Below are 16,932 nucleotides of genomic sequence, written 5' to 3'. Positions count from 1 at the left end.
AATAAAAAACGCCCCGATCATTGATCGGGGCGTTTTTGTTTGTGCCCAATAATCCTGCCTCGAACCGGCCCCTGTGGGAGCGAGCCTGCTCGCGAAAGCGTCGGATCAGTCGATATCGATGTCAAATGATCAACCGTCATCGCGAGCAGGCTCGCTCCCACATTGGATCTTCAGTGCTGCTGGAATTGTGATCGGTTACTGGTTCCACGGCGCACGGCGCGAAGAATTGATCCCGGTCAGGTAGCTATCCCCGCCCAACTGGCTCATTTGCTGCCGAATCCAGCTCGCGCGGCGCAATACATAAGGGCTCGGATGGCCGGCGCTCCAGACTCGCGGGTTTGGCAGTACCGCGGCCAGCAAACTGGCCTGCTGACGGCTCAGCGACCGGGCGCTCACGCCAAAGTGATGGCGGGCAGCCGCTTCGGCGCCAAACACGCCGTCATCCCATTCCACGCTGTTGAGGTACACCTCAAGAATCCGCTGCTTGGGCCAGAACACTTCGATCAGACCGGTAAACCAGGCTTCCAGCCCTTTGCGCAGCCAACTGCGGCCGGACCACAGGAACAGGTTCTTCGACACTTGCTGGCTCAACGTGCTGGCGCCGCGGATCGAGCCGCCGAGTTCGTTGTGGGCCAGTGCGGCCTGAATCGCGCCGAAGTCGAAACCCCAGTGCTCGGGGAATTTCTGGTCTTCGCCAGCCATCACCGCGACCTTCAGGTCATCGGAAATGTTTTCCCACGGCTGCCAGTTGCGCTGCACGTCGATAGGCTCGCCATCAACCCAGGATTCGATCTTGCGCTCGACCATCAGCGCGGTCCCCGGAGGCGGAACGACGCGAAACACCAGCACCAGCAACACGCTGCCACAGGCGAACCAGAGCAGGGCTTTTGTGAAACGGCGGAACAATAAACGCAGCATAGAGATGGCTTGGCCGAACCCGTCGAGCGGGCCATTATACAGACCCTGCCCGATGATTCTGACTGGAGTTCCTCATGCTGCGTGGCTTTCTGATGCTGGCCGCTTTCTTCGGTTTCACCGGCGTGGGCCTGGGCGCGTTTGCCGCTCATGGCCTGAAAGCCCGCCTGAGTGCCGAATACCTGGCGATTTTCCACACCGGCGTCACCTACCAACTGGTGCACACCCTGGCGCTGTTGGGCGTAGCACTGCTGGCCGCGCAGATTCCCGGGCGTTTGATCACCTGGGCAGGCGTATCATTTGCCATCGGCATCCTGTTGTTTTCCGGCAGCCTGTACCTGCTGACCCTGACCGGCGTCAGCAAGCTGGGCATCGTGACGCCGTTCGGCGGATTGGCGTTCCTTGTGGGCTGGCTGTGCCTTGGGATAGCCGCCTGGCGCCTTAGCTGACTTAAGAGTCCGTTTCAAGACGAATGGCTTGGGTCGACCTGACTGATCGGGCTAGAATGCTGGCCCCTAAAAATGATGGCGGCATCCGGCATGCGCATTCAGTTGAACGGCGAATCCCTTGAACTGCCCGACGGTGAAACCGTTGCGGCCCTGCTGACCCGACTGGAACTGACCGGACGCCGGGTGGCGGTCGAACTCAATCTGGATATCGTCCCGCGCAGCCAGCACACGGAAACTGCTCTCAAGGAAGGCGATTCCGTAGAGGTCGTACACGCCATCGGCGGCGGCTAGACCTTTCGGATTACCGAGCAATCACAGCATTCTGCAAGAACCTCACCCCAACAGAGGATTTCCGATGAGCAACGTTCGCAGCGACAAGCCTTTCGTCCTGGCCGGTCGTACTTACCAGTCGCGTTTGCTGGTAGGTACCGGCAAGTACCGCGACATGGAAGAAACCCGCCTGGCCATCGAAGCCTCGGGTGCCGAGATCGTCACCTTCGCCGTGCGCCGCACCAACCTCGGCCAGAACGCGGGCGAACCGAACCTGCTCGAAGTCCTGTCGCCGGATCGCTACACCTTCCTGCCGAACACCGCCGGGTGCTTCGACGCTACCGAGGCCGTGCGCACCTGCCGCCTGGCCCGTGAGCTGCTCGGCGGCCACAATCTGGTGAAGCTGGAAGTGTTGGCGGACCAGAAAACCCTGTTCCCTAACGTGATCGAAACCCTCAAGGCCGCCGAAGTGCTGGTCAAGGAAGGTTTCGACGTGATGGTCTACACCAGCGATGACCCGATCATTGCCCGTCAACTGGCGGAAATCGGCTGCATCGCCGTCATGCCGCTGGCCGGTCTGATTGGCACGGGCCTGGGGATCTGCAACCCGTACAACCTGCAGATCATCCTCGAAGAAGCCAAGATCCCGGTGTTGGTGGACGCTGGTGTCGGTACTGCATCCGACGCCACCATTGCCATGGAACTGGGTTGCGAAGCGGTGCTGATGAACTCGGCCATCGCCCACGCCCAACAGCCGATCATGATGGCTGAAGCCATGAAGCACGCCATTGTTGCAGGTCGTCTGGCGTACCTCGCCGGACGCATGCCGAAAAAACTCTATGCCAGCGCTTCCTCGCCGCTGGATGGTCTGATCAAGTAAGAGCCATTGATGACTGAATCGAACGACACGCCTATCCAGACGGAAGCAGGCGAAGAGCGCCAACACCGCCGCATCAAGAGTTTCGTGATGCGCGCCGGGCGCATGACCGAAGGCCAGCAGCGCGGCCTGGACCAGGGCACGCCGCTGTTCGTCCTGCCGCTGGCCGACGCGCCGGTGGATTTTGACCAGGTGTTCGGGCGCTCGGCACCGCGCTCGCTGGAAATCGGTTTCGGCATGGGCCATTCGCTGCTGGAAATGGCCGCGGCTTCGCCGGATCAGGATTTCATTGGCGTTGAAGTACACCGTCCAGGTGTCGGCGCGTTGCTCAATGGCGTGCTGACTCAAGGCCTGACCAACCTGCGGGTCTACGATTGCGATGCAATCGAAGTGCTCAACCGTTGCGTGGCCGATAACAGCCTCGATCGCCTGATGCTGTTTTTCCCGGACCCATGGCACAAGAGCCGTCACCACAAGCGTCGCATCGTTCAGGCGTCGTTCGCGGAACTGGTACGCAGCAAGTTGAAAGTCGGCGGTGTGCTGCACATGGCCACCGACTGGGAACCGTATGCCGAATACATGCTGGAAGTGATGAACGTCGCGCCGGGCTACCGCAACCTCGCCGAAGACGGCAAGTGCGTGCCACGCCCGGCCGAGCGCCCGATCACCAAGTTCGAACGCCGCGGCGAACGTCTTGGGCACGGCGTGTGGGATTTGAAGTTCGAAAAACAATCCTAAGCCATAACGCAATACAAACTGTGGGAGCGAGCCTGCTCGCGATGAGGCCATAACATTCAACATCCAGGTTGACTGTCAGGCCGTCATCGCGAGCAGGCTCGCTCCCACAGTTGTTTTCGGTTGTAGCTGGAATCAGCGGCGGTCGGCGACGACGCCGATCAACACCAGCACCACCAGCAACACCGGCGCCAGGCTGTAGTTGTTGAACTGGCTCAGGCCGCGAACGATCCACGGCGTGGCGTAGATCAGTGCGGCGCCGCTGCCGATCATGCACACCAGGGCCATCAGCGGGACGCGCAAGGCGCCGGCGATGCTGCCCAGGCGTTGATCGATCCAGCCTTTGATATCGGCGCCAAACAGCACCAGCAGGCAGCCCACCAGCGCCAGGGCGATTTCCGACAGGTTGCTACGGCTCCAGCGGGATACGGTGGCAAGCAGATCGAGTACCAAATCCATTCGATTTCCTTAAGTCAGAAAATTCTGCAGCAAGTCATTGAGGAATAGTTGTCCGCGCATCGTCGCCGCCAGACGTGACGGTTCGACCTGCAACAAGCCACTTTGTTCGGCCTCGCGGCGACCTTCGGCAAGGCTTTCCAGTGTCAGTCCGGTGCGCTCTGGATACAGGCGCGCCTCGACACCCTCGGTCAGGCGCAGGGCATTCATCAGGAACTCGAACGGCAGCTCTTCGTTGGTCAGGGCTTTCTCACCCGCCTGAAAGCTTTTTGCCGGGTTGAGGTAGTCCTTCGGCAGGCGAGTCTTCCAGGTGCGGACAATGCGTCCGTCCGGATGGCTGAGCTTGCCGTGAGCCCCGGCGCCGATGCCGATGAAGTCGCCAAAACTCCAGTAATTGAGGTTATGCCGCGCCGGGCGACCAGGTTGAGCATAGGCCGACACTTCGTATTGAGCGTAACCGTGTTCGGCCAGCAGCGCCTGGCCGGCCTCTTGAATGTCCCACAGGGTGTCATCTTCCGGCAGGGTTGGCGGCTGGTTCCAGAACACCGTGTTCGGTTCCAGCGTCAGCTGATACCAGGACAAATGGGTCGGCTTCAGCGCGATGGCCTGACGCAGGTCGTCCAAAGCGTCTTCCAGCGACTGATCGGGCAAGCCGTGCATCAGGTCCAGGTTGAAGTTGTCGAACCCGGCCTGTCGGGCCATGCCGGCAGCGCGAATCGCTTCATCGCCGTTGTGGATCCGTCCCAGGGCCTTGAGTTTCTCTTGCTGGAAGCTCTGGATACCGATCGACAGGCGATTGATGCCCAAGGCGCGGTAAGCGACAAACTTTTCCTGTTCGAAGGTCCCGGGGTTGGCTTCCAGGGTGATTTCGATATCGCTGGCAAACGGGATTCGCTGCTCCACACCTTTGAGCAAACGGCCCAACGCTTGCGCGCTGAACAGGCTCGGTGTGCCGCCGCCGAAGAAGATCGAGCTCAGCTCGCGGCCGTAAACCGCATGCAGGTCTTGGTCGAGGTCAGCCAGCAGGGCATCGACATACTCTTCTTCCGGCAGCACGGGGCTTGCGGTGTGGGAGTTGAAGTCGCAATAAGGGCATTTGCGGACGCACCACGGAATATGGATGTACAGCGCCAAGGGCGGCAGCACTGGCAGGGCCGCCCGAGGCGATTGCGCGCCGCCGTAGATCAGCGGCGACGCGGACGAGTCGTGGGTCATTTCAGGCTCAGGCGTTGGCGCAGCAAATCCATTGCACGGGCGCGGTGGCTGAGCTGGTTTTTCTCGGCCGGGCTCAATTCTGCACTGGAGCACTCGCGCTCCGGCACCCAGAACAGCGGGTCGTAGCCAAAACCGTGTTCGCCGCTGGCTTCGGTCAGGATGCGCCCGTGCCACAGGCCTTCGCAGAGAATCGGCAGCGGATCATCGGCGTGGCGCACCAGCGCCAGCACGCACACAAACTGCGCACCGCGTTCGGCTTCAGGGACGTCTTTCAGTATGTCGAGCAGCTTGGCGTTGTTCGCCGCGTCGCCCTGGCCGTCGGCATAGCGCGCCGAGTAGATACCCGGCGCACCGCCGAGGAAGTCCACCGCCAGCCCCGAATCATCGGCCAGTGCCGGCAAACCGGAAATGCGCGAGGCATTGCGGGCCTTGAGGATGGCGTTTTCGACGAACGACAGGCCGGTTTCTTCAGGCTCGACGCTGCTGAACTCGCCAATCGAGCGCAGGCGCACCGATTCGCCGAGCATGGCCTGGAGTTCTTTGAGTTTGCCGGCGTTATGGCTGGCCAATACGAGTTGCGTGAAATTGATCATTCGCCGGGGAAGAGCTCTTGGTTGAAATTGATGGTGTTGATCTTGTCGCCGGTTTGCACATTGATTTCGAAGGTGCGGACTTCCTGCTGATCCACCGGGAACTGGGCGATGTAGTAGACGGCCCCGGTTTCGGTGATCTGTTTGAACTTCAGCGGGATGCTTTTACTGGTCAGGTCTTTCACCGTGCCACTGACCTGGGCGATGACCGGTTTGTTGGCCTTGATCACCGACACATTGATCACACCCTGATTCTTGCTGCGGACCAGTTCGGCGTTTTTGGCGATATCCGGCGTCAGGTAGGTGGAATTGAAGGTGTTGTAGTGCACCGTCACGTCACCGAAGGTTTCCTGACGTTCGCCTTTGATCGGTTCGGCGGCCATGGCGCTGACGCTCAGGCAGGCAGTTAATAGAAACAGGGCTAGACGACCCATGATCGCTCTCCTCGAAAAACCTCGTTAAACCGCTACCTGGTGATCCTGCAGGCCAGGACTGCTGACGCGGTAGATGCCAATCTCACCTAATAGATTAGGCCATAGCTTACTGGCCCACCCGTGTCGGTGTTGTTGATCGACAGCAAGCCGATCGATGACCTTGGCTTCACGTTCGCGGCATAGCGCTTCAAAGTCTTCAAAGGTGCAGAAGTGGATGTTCGGCGTGTTGTACCAGGTGTATGGCAAAAACTCCGAAACCGGCATCCGGCCCTTGCTCGCCAGGTACCAGCGGCAGCGCCAGTGACCGAAGTTGGGGAAGGTGATGATGCACTGACGACCGACCCGCAGCATTTCGTCGAGGATCTTGTCCGGGTAATGCACGGCTTGCAGGGCCTGGGTCATCACCACAATGTCGAAACTGTTGCTGGCAAAGTTGCCCAGGCCCTTGTCCAGGTCCTGTTCGATGACGTTGATGCCCTTGGCCACGCATTCGGCGATGTTGTTCGCATCGTTTTCCAGGCCGTAGCCGGTCACTTGCTTGTTGTCGCGCAGCCAGGTCAGCAGCTCGCCATCACCGCAACCGAGGTCGAGCACGCGGCTGCCGGCGGGGATCCATTCCTGGATGATTTCCAGATCGGCTCTCATGTCTTCCTCAAAGCGAAATTCGGTTCATGTAATTGCGAAACGCCTGCAAGTAGCGCGGGATCGGAATCAGGAAGGCGTCGTGGCCTTGCGGAGCATCGATCTCCAGGTAGCAAACGTCTTTCTTGGCCGCCATCAGTGCATCCACCAGTTCCCGCGAGCGGGCCGGGGAGAAGCGCCAGTCGGTGGTGAAGGACATCACGCAGAACTTGGCCTTGGCACCGGCGAAGGTTTTCGCCAGGTTATCGTCGAAGTTCGCTGCCGGATCGAAGTAGTCCAGCGCCTTGGTCATCAGCAGGTAGGTGTTGGCATCAAAACGCCCGGAGAATTCTTCGCCCTGATAACGCAGGTAGCTTTCGACCTGGAACTCGACGCTGTGGAAGTCGTAGTTGAGTTTTTCGCTTTTCAGGCCACGGCCGAATTTCTCGCCCATGGAATCGTCCGACAGGTAGGTGATGTGCCCGACCATCCGCGCCAGCATCAGCCCGCGCTTGGGGATCACGCCCGCTTCCTGGAATGAACCGCCATGGAAATCCGGATCGGTGAGGATCGCCTGGCGCGCCACTTCGTTGAAGGCGATGTTCTGTGCCGAGAGTTTCGGCGCCGAGGCAATGGCCAGGCAGTGACGGATGCGATCAGGGTAGGTAATGCTCCACTGCATCGCCTGCATCCCGCCCAGGCTGCCGCCGATCACCGCGGCCCACTGCTTGATGCCGATCCGGTCCGCCAGACGCGCCTGGCTGTGCACCCAGTCTTCCACGGTCAGCACCGGGAAGTCGGCACCGAACGGCTTGCCGGTGTCCGGGTTGGTGCTGCTCGGGCCGGTAGAGCCGTTGCAGCCGCCGAGGTTGTTCAGGCTGACCACGAAGAACTTGTTGGTGTCGATCGGTTTGCCCGGGCCGATGCAGCTGTCCCACCAACCGGGTTTACGGTCTTCGGTACTGTGATAACCGGCAGCGTGATGGTGACCGGACAAGGCATGGCAAATCAGCACGGCGTTGCTCGCCGTGGCGTTCAGCGTGCCGTAGGTTTCATAGATCAGGTCATAGGCTGGCAATGAGCGGCCGCAGGCAAGGGCCAGGGGCTCGCTGAAGTGCGCCACTTGCGGCGTCACCAGGCCAACAGAATCGGCGGGAAAGGCAGTTGGCATCGACCCTGCTCTCGTTGAAATGAGGCGTAAGTCTAATGAGCAGGGCCCCCAGCGGCAAGCAAAGGCCGGGCCTGATTTCATTCGGCTGGACCGAGGTGGGGCAATCGCGAGCAGGCTCGCTCCCACAAGGGAACGCATTCCAATGTGGGAGCAGCCGGTCGACGCTCGACTGCTCGCGATGAACGGTGACGCGGTCAACCTGATGGACGCACTAAATCCGGCAACTCTGGAAGCTTCTTCGGCGAGCTGATCCGAACCCGCTTCTGCCGGTTCAGCTCACCGCTGATCAGGCTTACCTGGCTCTTGGACACGCCAAACGCCTTGGCCAGAAACGCTATCAGATAGGCATTGGCCTTGCCTTCGACCGGCGGGGCGGTCAGGCGGATCTTCAGTCGATCGCCATGCAGCCCGCAGAAATCATCGCTGCGGGCCGCCGGTTGCAGGTGACAGTCGAGGATCAGATCATCCCCGTCCCAGCGAAAGTAGCTCATCAGATGAGCCCGAGCAGTCCCTGCGGCATGAGGGCGAAGTACGCAAGGCGTGGGATCAGCCAGCTTTGCAGCAACTGGATCACGATAAACGCAAAGATCGGCGAGATATCGAGGCCACCCAGGTTCGGCACGATACGGCGGAATGGGGCGAGTACCGGTTCAGTAATCTGAGCGACCAGCTCTGCGCCCGGATTGTGGCTCCCCGGGGCGACCCAGGACAGGATCACGCTGATGATCATCGCGTAGAACAGAATATTCAAAAACAGCGAGAAGATGGCGATCAGTGCCCAAGGCACCAACAGCAGCGAGTCGACCAGGAAGCCTTTGAGCGCCAGGATGACGGCTATCAGCAGCATCTGCACGATCAGCGCCAGTACAAGAGACGACATGTCCAGCCCGAACATGCTTGGGATTACCCGGCGCAGAGGCTTGAGCAGCGGCTGAGTGGCTTTCACGATGAACTGGCAGAGCGGGTTGTAAAAGTTCGCCCGAACCAGTTGCAGGATAAAACGCAGCAGCACGATCAGCAGGTACAGGCTGCCCAGGGTTTTAATGATGAAAATGGCAGCGTCGTTGAGTCCGAGCATTATGGATTCCTTTGTAAGAGCTGATTAGCGACCCAGTTGCTCGGCCATCTCGGCTGAACGGTGGGCTGCGGCGCCGAGTGCTTTTTCGACCAGTGCTTCGAAGCCACCGGCCTGGAAGGTCTTGATCGCGGCTTCGGTGGTGCCGGCTGGCGAGGTCACGCGACGGCGTAGCTCAGCGGCGTCGACGTCACTGGCGACGGCCATGTGCGCAGCGCCCAGCGCGGTTTGCAGGGTCAGCTGGGCGGCGATGTCCCGTGGCAGGCCCAGTTTCTCGCCCGCAGCGGTCATGGCTTCGATCAGCAGGAAGAAGTACGCAGGGCCACTGCCTGAAACGGCGGTGACCGCGTCCAGTTGCTGCTCTTCGTTCAGCCACAGGGCGATGCCGACGGCAGACAGCAGCTCCTGGGCCTGCTGACGCTGTTCGGCATTCACTTGGGTCGTGGCGAACAAACCGCTGACGCCCTGACGCAGCAGCGCCGGGGTGTTGGGCATGCAACGCACGATTGGCTGAGCGCCGAGCCAGTTGTTCATGCTGGCGCAGGTGATCCCGGCGGCAATCGACACCACCAGCTGATTCGGCGCCAGGCTTGGGCGCAGTGCTTCACACACGGCTTTCATGGCCTGGGGTTTGACCGCCAGTACGACCACGTCTGCGCCTTGAATGGCGTCGGCGTTGTCGGCGAACGTTTCGATGCCGTGTTCGGCGGTTACCCGTGCGCGGGTTTCAGCGCCCGGGTCGCTGGCGCGGATCTGTGCAGCGTCCAGACCTTTGGCGCGCAGGCCGCCGATCAGGCTGGCGGCCATGTTTCCGGCACCGATAAAGGCAATTCGTGTCTTGCTCATGTCAGGTCCTTATAGAGAGGTAAGTCAGCCACGTTATGGCTGACCGTAGTCGCGGGCGCCAAACAGGGCCGTACCGATACGAACCCAGGTGGCGCCCATGGCGATGGCCGACTCCAGGTCGTGGCTCATGCCCATGGAAAGTGTGTCGAGTGGCAGATTCAGGTTGGCTTGCAGGCTTTTGTTCAAGTCACGCACAGCCGCGAAGGCTGCGTCTTGAGCGGCGCGATCTTCGGTCGGCTCGGGAATTGCCATCAAACCGCGCAGTTTCAACCGCGGCAGCGCGCTGATGGCGCTGGCCAGTGCCGGCAGATCAGCTGGGGTGCAACCGGATTTGCTGGCTTCACCGCTGACATTGACCTGAATGCAGATGTTCAAGGGTGGGAGCTCGGCTGGACGCTGTTCGGACAGGCGTTGTGCGATTTTCAAGCGATCCACGGAATGCACCCAGGCGAAGTTCTCGGCGATAGCACGCGTCTTGTTCGATTGAATGGGGCCGATGAAGTGCCAGATCAAGGGCAGGTCGGCCAACTCGAGCTGTTTGCCCAAGGCTTCCTGCAGATAGTTCTCGCCAAAGTCGTGCACACCGGCGGCATAGGCTTCACGCACGGCATCGCTGGGCTTGGTCTTGCTCACGGCCAGCAGGCGGACGCTGTGCTCGGCACGTTGCGCGGCTTGCTCCGCTGCGCGGATACGCGCAGCTACCTGCGCTATGTTGTCTGCTATCGTGGACATTCAAGGGACGCCGGCAGTCTGAGGTTCGCGGCATTCTACTGGAATTGGGGAGTGCTATGGATATCACTGAACTGCTGGCGTTCAGCGCCAAACAAGGGGCTTCCGACTTGCACCTGTCGGCGGGGCTGCCGCCGATGATCCGGGTGGATGGCGATGTGCGGCGGATCAACCTGCCGGCGCTGGATGACAAGCAGGTGCGCGAACTGATCTACGCGATCATGAACGACAAGCAGCGGGTGGAGTTCGAGCAGGCGCTGGAGACCGACTTTTCCTTCGAAGCGCCGGGTGTGGCACGTTTTCGGGTCAATGCGTTCAATCAGTATCGCGGTCCGGGCGCGGTGTTCCGGACCATCCCCTCGAAAATCCTGAGCATGGAAGATCTGGGCATGGGGAATGTGTTTCGCCGTATTGCCGAGGTCTCGCGTGGGCTGGTGCTGGTCACCGGGCCGACAGGTTCCGGTAAATCGACCACTCAGGCAGCGATGATCGATTATCTGAACAACCACCGGCATCACCATATCCTCACCATCGAAGACCCCATCGAATTCCTCCATGAGTCACGCAAATGCCTGATCAATCAGCGTGAAGTGCACCGCGATACGCGCAGTTTCGCTACGGCGTTGCGTTCGGCATTGCGCGAGGACCCGGACGTGATTCTGGTAGGGGAAATGCGTGACCTGGAAACCATCCGCCTGGCGCTGACGGCGGCCGAGACCGGGCATCTGGTCTTTGGCACCCTGCACACCAACTCGGCGGCGAAAACCATTGATCGGGTGGTAGACGTGTTTCCGGGTGACGAGAAGTCGATGGTGCGTTCGATGCTCTCCGAGTCACTGCAGGCAGTGATATCCCAGAGCCTCATCAAGAAAATCGGCGGTGGCCGGGTGGCGGCCCACGAAATCATGCTGGGCACCTCGGCAATTCGTAACCTGATCCGCGAAGACAAGATTGCGCAGATGTACTCGTCGATTCAGACCGGGGGTTCGTTGGGGATGCAGACGCTGGATATGAGCTTGAAGGAACTGGTGAGCAAAGGCCTGATCACTCGCGAGCATGCGCGGGAGAGGGCGCGGTCACCGGATAATTTCTGAGGGGGCTGGAATGCGGGCCTGTGGCGAGGGAGCTTGCTCCCGTTCGAGTGCGCAGCGCTCGCAGGTTTTTGGGGCCGCTTCGCGACCCAGCGGGAGCAAGCTCCCTCGCCACAATGAGCTTGCTTCGGATCAGCGCTGAGCTAGGCGCAGGGCTTTCGATTCTTTCGTTTCAACCCGCTTGGCAACCACGTAATGGCTTTCCCAGTACGGTTTCTTCAGGGTGTCGATGGTCACCGACTTGCCACGACGCGGTGCGTGGATGAAGCGGTCGTTGCCCAGGTAAATGGCGACGTGGTTGACCTTGCGGCTCTTGATATTGAAGAAAATCAGGTCGCCGGGCTTCAAGTCCTTGCGATCGACTTTCTGTCCGTGACCGGCGGCCATGGCGTTGGAAGTGCGTGGCAGATCAGCCGCACCCACGCCATTGAAGGCATATTTCACCAGCCCGCTGCAATCGAAGCCTTTACTTGGGCTACTGCCGCCCCAACGATAAGGAGTGCCGAGTACGTTTACCGCACGGCTCAGCACATTGCTGCTTTGTTTGGCTCCCATTGGCGGGACCGGTTTGCTGTCGGCCTTGCTCAGGTGAGTCAGACCTTTTACCGCGTGTTTGTTTTTGCTGGTGACAGCAGAAACATGAGATTTTGGGGTGTAACCATTAACGTTCGGAAGACGTTGCTCACGATTGGTGGCGTGGGCGGCCAGTGGCATTAATAGGCAAATGGTTAGCCATGTCTTGAAAAATGGACGCATTAGGCAAGGCTCTATGTAGGTAAGCGCGCAACTTTATAACAGCTTTTTTGTCCTTTCCGAGGCCGTTGGTCGATTCAACCCGGGGGTCAACTGCAGCAAAGAAGCGGCAAACGAACTCAATTGTCGGACAGAAGTCAGGTGTTACAAGGCTTTGACGGGAGACAAGGTAGCATTTGCCACACGTCGGTCGCCTGTAAAAAAGTCACAAAGAATTCAAGAATATTTATCTATCGAGGCAAATGAGGGAACCCATGAACACCTATCGTCAGGATGTTTCACACCAGGACACCCACAGCAAGGTGATCGGTTACCTGCTGTGGATTTTCGGTTTTACCGGCTCTCACCGCTTCTATTACGGCAAGCCGGTCACCGGCACGATCTGGTTTTTCACCTTCGGGTTGCTGGGTATTGGCTGGTTGATCGACCTGTTCCTGATCCCGGCCATGGACCGTGAAGCGGACCTGCGTTTTACCGCCGGCCCTATCGAGTACAACGTTGCCTGGATCCTGCTGACCTTCCTGGGCGTGTTCGGTCTGCACCGCATGTACCAAGGCAAGTGGCTGACGGGCCTGCTGTACCTGGTGACCGGCGGGTTGTTCTTTGTGGGCGTGCTGTATGACTTCTGGACATTGAATGACCAGATCTCGGTTCGCAATGCTCAGAACAGAGGCGCTTTCCAGTAAGTCATCGCGAGCAGGCTCGCTCCCACAGGGATCGCGTCAATCCTGTGGGAGCGAGCCTGCTCGCGATGGGGGGAACGCGGTTTTACGCCTGGTGGGTGATCCGTCCGTCCACCAGGGTGTAGCGCACCACGCCCGGCAGGCTATGGCCGAGGAACGGGCAGTTTTCGCCCTTCGACAGCCAGTGCTCACCGGCCACGGTGGAGGCGGCTGGATCGAACACCACCAGATCCGCCGGAGCGCCCACCGCCAGCTTGCCTACCGGCAGACGCAGCGCATCGGCCGGACCGGCACTCAGGCGTGCCAGCAGCGTCGGCAGGTCGAGCAAGCCGTCTTCTACCAGTGTCAGGGCCAGTGGCAGTAGCAACTCAACGCTGCTGATGCCCGGTTCGGTCGCGCCGAACGGTGCCAGCTTGGCATCGCGTTCGTGCGGCTGGTGATGGCTGGAGATGGCTTGAACCACCCCCGACTTCACGGCTGCGCGCAGGCCATCGCGGTCAGCGCGGGTGCGTAGCGGCGGCTGGACGTGGTACAGGCTGTTGAAGTCGATCAGCGCCTCGTCGGTGAGGATCAGCTGATACAACGCCACATCGGCCGTCACTTTCATGCCACGGGCCTGAGCCTGGGCGATCAATGCCACGCCACGGGCGCTGGTGAGCTGGCTGAAGTGCGCCCGCACGCCGGTTTGTTCGACCAGCAGCAGATCGCGGGCCAGGGCCACGGTTTCAGCGGTTTCGGGAATCCCCGGCAAGCCGAGGAAACTCGCGGTTGGGCCTTCGTGAGCCAGGCCACCTTCGGCCAGGTCATGATCCTGCGAATGGAAGATCACCGTCAGGTCGAACGTCGCCGCGTATTCCAGCGCCCGGCACAGGGTCCGGGTATTGCGGAAATTATCGAGGCCGTTGCCGAAGGCAATGCAGCCGGCATCGCGCAGGGCAATCAGTTCTGCCAGCTGTTCGCCGTCCAGACCTTTACTCAGGGCGCCAATCGGGAACACCTTGGCATTGCCGGCCTCGCGGGCGCGGTCGAGGATCAGTTCGGCCACGGCGGAGGTGTCCAGCACCGGTTTGGTCCGTGGCGGGCAGCACAGGCTGGTGACGCCGCCAGCCGCAGCAGCACGGGTTTCACTGGCAATCGTGCCTTTGCGGCTGTAACCCGGTTCGCGCAGGGCGACGTTCAGGTCGACGAGGCCGGGAGCGACTACCAGGCCTTTTGCCTCAAGGGTCTCGACAGCGACGAAACCGGCTGGAGCGGCGCCAATGGCGACGATCTTGCAGGCTTCGATGTGAATATCGGTGACTTGATCCAGGCCGCTGCTTGGGTCGATGACGCGGGCGCCGAGAATGCTGAGCTTCACTGGGCCTTCTCCTGCTCGAATTGGCGCTGGGCAGTCTGCCCGCTCATGGCCATGGACAGCACGGCCATACGAATGGCGATCCCGTAGGTCACCTGATTGAGAATCACCGAGTGCGGACCGTCGGCCACCGCCGATTCGATCTCGACACCCCGGTTGATCGGGCCCGGGTGCATGACGATGGCATCCGGTTTGGCACCGGCCAGGCGCGCAGTGGTCAGGCCGAACAGGCGATAGAACTCGCCCTCGCTCGGCAGCAGGCCGCCGGTCATGCGCTCACGCTGCAGACGCAGCATGATCACCACGTCGACGTCCTTCAGGCCTTCGGTCATGTCGGTGTAGACCTTCACGCCGTACTGCTCGATGCCGATCGGCAGCAGGGTTTTCGGCGCGATCACGCGGATGTCCGGGCAGCCGAGGGTTTTCAGCGCGAGCATGTTCGAGCGTGCAACCCGCGAGTGCAGGATGTCGCCGACGATGGCCACCGACAGGTTTTCAAAGCTGCCCTTGTGCCGACGGATGGTCAGCATGTCGAGCATGCCCTGGGTCGGGTGGGCGTGACGGCCGTCACCACCGTTGATGATCGCCACCTGTGGGCAAACATGTTCGGCGATGAAGTGCGCGGCACCAGAGTCACCGTGGCGCACCACGAACATATCGGCGGCCATGGCTTCAAGGTTGCGCAGGGTGTCGAGCAGGGTTTCGCCCTTGCTCGCCGACGACGTCGACACGTTCAGGGTGATCACGTCTGCCGACAGCCGCTGGGCTGCCAGTTCGAAGGTGGTACGGGTGCGGGTGGAGTTTTCGAAGAACACGTTGCACACGGTCTTGCCGCGCAGCAGCGGGACTTTCTTGACTGCCCGGGCGCCGACTTCAAGGAACGAGTCGGCGGTGTCGAGGATTTCCGTCAGCAGCTCGCGGCGCAGACCGTCGAGCGAGAGGAAGTGGCGCAGCTGGCCCTGATCATTGAGCTGCAGCGGGCGCTTGGTGTCTAAAGGCGTCATCGCAATGGACTCTTTAAAAGGGCGAATTAAAGGGCGAGGTCTTGCAGTTCGAGTTGCAGCGGGTCGGGTCCGGTCAGCTTGACCCGTTCGTGGGCCGCCAGCGACAGGGTGGCACCCACCACGTTCGGGCGGATCGGCAGCTCGCCGGCATCCAGGTCGAGCAAGCACACCAGGGTGATGCTGGCCGGACGGCCGTAATCGAAGAGTTCGTTCATGGCGGCGCGGATCGTGCGACCGCTCATCAGTACGTCGTCGATCAACACCAGGTGCTGGCCTTCGATCTCGAACGGCAGCGCCGAAGGGCGCACCTGTGGATGCAGGCCGCCCTGGCTGAAGTCGTCACGGTAGAAGGAAACGTCCAGCGTGCCCAGTGGCGCGTCGCTGCCCAGCTCTTCGAGCAAGGCCTGGGCGACCCACACGCCACCGGTGCGAATGCCGATGTAGCGCGGCTCGCTGATGCCGCGGTGTTCAAGATGGGCCTTGAGACGGACCGCCATTTGGCTGATCAGTTCGGCGGGATTGGGCAGGCTCATGGTTGCTCCTTCATGGGCCCGAGCGCGCTGCGTGCACAGTGTGGCTCGGGTTGTAGCGAAGAGAGGCACTGCGGCGCCTCTTCAGGATTCGGCGTTTTCAGGATTCGAACAGTGCAGTGTTTTCGTCGAGCCAGCCTTGCAGCAGCAGGGCGGCGGCGATGGCGTCGACCGGGTTGTCGCGGTAACTGCCTTTCTGCCCGCCACGGACCAGGCGCTCGCCTTTGGCTTCGAAGGTGGTCAGGCGTTCATCGTGGGTATAGAAGGGCAGGTTGTAGCGGCCATTCAGGCGGCGGGCGAACTTCTCGGCGCGCAAGCACATGTCACTGGGCGTGCCGTCCATGTTCAGCGGGAGGCCGACCACCACAGCGTCGGGTTTCCATTCCTTGATCAGGGCTTCGACCTGATTCCAGTCAGGAATGCCGTTTTGCGCCTTCAAGGTGCAGAGCTCGCGGGCCTGGCCGGTAATCACCTGGCCGACTGCAACGCCGATCTGTTTGGTGCCGTAGTCAAAACCCAGAATCAGACGCAGGGCCATCAGGCGTGTCCCGCCTGGCTGGTCAGCAGGCTGAGGTTGATGCCCAGGCGCTTGGCGGCTGCTTCCAGGCGCAATTCGCTGCTGGTGTTGAACAGAATGTCGGCATCGAACGGGCAGGTCAGCCAGGCATTGTCGGCCAGTTCGGTCTCCAGCTGCCCGGGTTCCCAACCGGCGTAGCCGAGGGCGATCAGGCTTTTGCTCGGGCCAACGCCATCGGCGATGGCAAACAGCACGTCCTGGGAGGTGGACAGCGCCAGCCCATCCAGTTCGACCGTTGCCTGATACGTCGAGCCGATCGGGTGCAGGACAAAACCGCGATCGGTCTGTACCGGGCCGCCAGTGAAAATCGGCACGTGCTGGCACAGCGGTGACGGCTCTACGTCTGGGCGCAATTGCTCGAGAATGTCCGCCAGGCTGAGGTCTTGTGGGCGGTTGATGATCAACCCCATGGCACCATTGGCCGTGTGCTCGACGATGTAGGTCAAGGTGTGCGCAAAGTTCGGGTCGGCCATGTGAGGCATGGCGATCAGGAATTGATGCTTGAGGTAGCTCGGGCTGACGTTCTTCATAGGCGCTAGTGTGGCGTTGGAGGGGCA

At 60.9% G+C, this 16,932-nt stretch carries 23 protein-coding genes; 6 read left to right on the top strand and 17 right to left on the bottom strand.

Features of this window, described 5'->3' with window-relative positions; all coding sequences use genetic code 11:
• Positions 1–195: 195 nt before the first annotated feature.
• Complete coding sequence (gene mtgA / locus AC1DIH_RS09065) at positions 196–918, bottom strand: monofunctional biosynthetic peptidoglycan transglycosylase (RefSeq protein WP_477771435.1); 723 nt, start codon at positions 916–918, stop codon at positions 196–198.
• 74 nt (positions 919–992) lie between these two features.
• Between mtgA and AC1DIH_RS09060 the strand changes: the two genes are divergently transcribed.
• The 4 genes from AC1DIH_RS09060 to trmB all read left to right on the top strand — a co-directional run bounded on the left by AC1DIH_RS09060 (position 993) and on the right by trmB (position 3,249).
• Entirely contained in the window at positions 993–1,364 is a 372-nt protein-coding gene (locus AC1DIH_RS09060; protein WP_477771434.1) for a DUF423 domain-containing protein, read from the top strand.
• A 90-nt stretch (positions 1,365–1,454) separates the two neighbouring features.
• Positions 1,455–1,655 (top strand): sulfur carrier protein ThiS, encoded by a 201-nt coding sequence (thiS, locus tag AC1DIH_RS09055; RefSeq protein ID WP_177474842.1) that lies wholly within the window; start codon positions 1,455–1,457, stop codon positions 1,653–1,655.
• A 64-nt stretch (positions 1,656–1,719) separates the two neighbouring features.
• The gene (locus AC1DIH_RS09050; RefSeq protein ID WP_427531908.1) at positions 1,720–2,514 is read left to right on the top strand and encodes a thiazole synthase; all 795 of its coding nucleotides are present in this window, start codon (positions 1,720–1,722) and stop codon (positions 2,512–2,514) included.
• A gap of 9 nt (positions 2,515–2,523) precedes the next feature.
• Positions 2,524–3,249 (top strand): tRNA (guanosine(46)-N7)-methyltransferase TrmB, encoded by a 726-nt coding sequence (trmB, locus tag AC1DIH_RS09045; protein WP_054594470.1) that lies wholly within the window; start codon positions 2,524–2,526, stop codon positions 3,247–3,249.
• Positions 3,250–3,381: 132 nt separating this feature from the next.
• On the opposite strand, the gene AC1DIH_RS09040 is transcribed toward trmB, so the two are convergent.
• The 10 genes from AC1DIH_RS09040 to AC1DIH_RS08995 all read right to left on the bottom strand — a co-directional run bounded on the left by AC1DIH_RS09040 (position 3,382) and on the right by AC1DIH_RS08995 (position 10,386).
• Entirely contained in the window at positions 3,382–3,705 is a 324-nt protein-coding gene (locus AC1DIH_RS09040) for a DUF3392 domain-containing protein (protein WP_054594469.1), read from the bottom strand.
• Positions 3,706–3,714: 9 nt separating this feature from the next.
• Positions 3,715–4,917: a radical SAM family heme chaperone HemW gene (gene hemW, locus AC1DIH_RS09035; protein ID WP_477771433.1), complete on the bottom strand. Its 1,203-nt coding sequence runs from the start codon at positions 4,915–4,917 to the stop codon at positions 3,715–3,717.
• Complete coding sequence (gene rdgB / locus AC1DIH_RS09030; protein ID WP_477771432.1) at positions 4,914–5,510, bottom strand: RdgB/HAM1 family non-canonical purine NTP pyrophosphatase; 597 nt, start codon at positions 5,508–5,510, stop codon at positions 4,914–4,916. Before rdgB ends, hemW begins: the two co-directional genes overlap by 4 nt.
• The gene (locus tag AC1DIH_RS09025; RefSeq protein ID WP_216744024.1) at positions 5,507–5,941 is read right to left on the bottom strand and encodes a DUF4426 domain-containing protein; all 435 of its coding nucleotides are present in this window, start codon (positions 5,939–5,941) and stop codon (positions 5,507–5,509) included. Before AC1DIH_RS09025 ends, rdgB begins: the two co-directional genes overlap by 4 nt.
• A 24-nt stretch (positions 5,942–5,965) precedes the next feature.
• Positions 5,966–6,586: a methionine biosynthesis protein MetW gene (gene metW, locus AC1DIH_RS09020; protein ID WP_145014311.1), complete on the bottom strand. Its 621-nt coding sequence runs from the start codon at positions 6,584–6,586 to the stop codon at positions 5,966–5,968.
• Positions 6,587–6,593: 7 nt separating this feature from the next.
• Positions 6,594–7,733, bottom strand: coding sequence for a homoserine O-succinyltransferase MetX (gene metX / locus AC1DIH_RS09015; RefSeq protein ID WP_477771431.1), 1,140 nt, complete (start codon positions 7,731–7,733; stop codon positions 6,594–6,596).
• A gap of 194 nt (positions 7,734–7,927) precedes the next feature.
• Complete coding sequence (locus AC1DIH_RS09010) at positions 7,928–8,224, bottom strand: DUF167 domain-containing protein (RefSeq protein WP_477771430.1); 297 nt, start codon at positions 8,222–8,224, stop codon at positions 7,928–7,930.
• The gene (locus AC1DIH_RS09005) at positions 8,224–8,811 is read right to left on the bottom strand and encodes a YggT family protein (RefSeq protein ID WP_054594462.1); all 588 of its coding nucleotides are present in this window, start codon (positions 8,809–8,811) and stop codon (positions 8,224–8,226) included. The genes AC1DIH_RS09010 and AC1DIH_RS09005 overlap by 1 nt, the downstream gene beginning before the upstream one ends.
• A 24-nt stretch (positions 8,812–8,835) precedes the next feature.
• Positions 8,836–9,654 carry a pyrroline-5-carboxylate reductase gene (gene proC / locus AC1DIH_RS09000; protein WP_477771429.1) on the bottom strand — a complete coding sequence of 273 codons (819 nt, stop codon included), beginning with the start codon at positions 9,652–9,654 and terminating at the stop codon, positions 8,836–8,838.
• Positions 9,655–9,687: 33 nt separating this feature from the next.
• A complete protein-coding gene (locus tag AC1DIH_RS08995) occupies positions 9,688–10,386 on the bottom strand; it encodes a YggS family pyridoxal phosphate-dependent enzyme (protein ID WP_477771428.1) in 699 nt (232 codons plus the stop codon).
• Between the two features lie 56 nt (positions 10,387–10,442).
• Here AC1DIH_RS08995 and AC1DIH_RS08990 point away from each other — a divergent pair, with 56 nt between their 5' ends.
• Positions 10,443–11,477, top strand: a complete 1,035-nt coding sequence (locus tag AC1DIH_RS08990) for a type IV pilus twitching motility protein PilT (RefSeq protein WP_477771427.1) — start codon at positions 10,443–10,445, stop codon at positions 11,475–11,477.
• 129 nt (positions 11,478–11,606) lie between these two features.
• On the opposite strand, the gene AC1DIH_RS08985 is transcribed toward AC1DIH_RS08990, so the two are convergent.
• Positions 11,607–12,230, bottom strand: coding sequence for a C40 family peptidase (locus AC1DIH_RS08985; RefSeq protein WP_477771426.1), 624 nt, complete (start codon positions 12,228–12,230; stop codon positions 11,607–11,609).
• A gap of 251 nt (positions 12,231–12,481) precedes the next feature.
• On the opposite strand from AC1DIH_RS08985, the gene AC1DIH_RS08980 reads away from it, so the two are divergent.
• Complete coding sequence (locus tag AC1DIH_RS08980; RefSeq protein WP_477771425.1) at positions 12,482–12,913, top strand: NINE protein; 432 nt, start codon at positions 12,482–12,484, stop codon at positions 12,911–12,913.
• Between the two features lie 82 nt (positions 12,914–12,995).
• On the opposite strand, the gene AC1DIH_RS08975 is transcribed toward AC1DIH_RS08980, so the two are convergent.
• From AC1DIH_RS08975 to AC1DIH_RS08955, 5 genes are all read right to left on the bottom strand, one after another.
• Positions 12,996–14,267: a dihydroorotase gene (locus AC1DIH_RS08975; RefSeq protein ID WP_477771424.1), complete on the bottom strand. Its 1,272-nt coding sequence runs from the start codon at positions 14,265–14,267 to the stop codon at positions 12,996–12,998.
• Positions 14,264–15,268, bottom strand: a complete 1,005-nt coding sequence (locus tag AC1DIH_RS08970; protein ID WP_019694074.1) for an aspartate carbamoyltransferase catalytic subunit — start codon at positions 15,266–15,268, stop codon at positions 14,264–14,266. Before AC1DIH_RS08970 ends, AC1DIH_RS08975 begins: the two co-directional genes overlap by 4 nt.
• Positions 15,269–15,294: 26 nt before the next feature.
• Positions 15,295–15,801, bottom strand: a complete 507-nt coding sequence (gene pyrR, locus AC1DIH_RS08965) for a bifunctional pyr operon transcriptional regulator/uracil phosphoribosyltransferase PyrR (RefSeq protein WP_477771423.1) — start codon at positions 15,799–15,801, stop codon at positions 15,295–15,297.
• A 97-nt stretch (positions 15,802–15,898) separates the two neighbouring features.
• The gene (gene ruvX / locus AC1DIH_RS08960; protein WP_007897947.1) at positions 15,899–16,336 is read right to left on the bottom strand and encodes a Holliday junction resolvase RuvX; all 438 of its coding nucleotides are present in this window, start codon (positions 16,334–16,336) and stop codon (positions 15,899–15,901) included.
• Positions 16,336–16,905 (bottom strand): YqgE/AlgH family protein, encoded by a 570-nt coding sequence (locus tag AC1DIH_RS08955; RefSeq protein ID WP_477771422.1) that lies wholly within the window; start codon positions 16,903–16,905, stop codon positions 16,336–16,338. Before AC1DIH_RS08955 ends, ruvX begins: the two co-directional genes overlap by 1 nt.
• Positions 16,906–16,932 lie beyond the last annotated feature (27 nt).

Source organism: Pseudomonas sp. 05N36 (assembly GCF_056397385.1).
The sequence above is the reverse complement of the archived record's forward strand: the minus strand, read 5'-3'. Positions and strand labels throughout refer to the sequence as shown.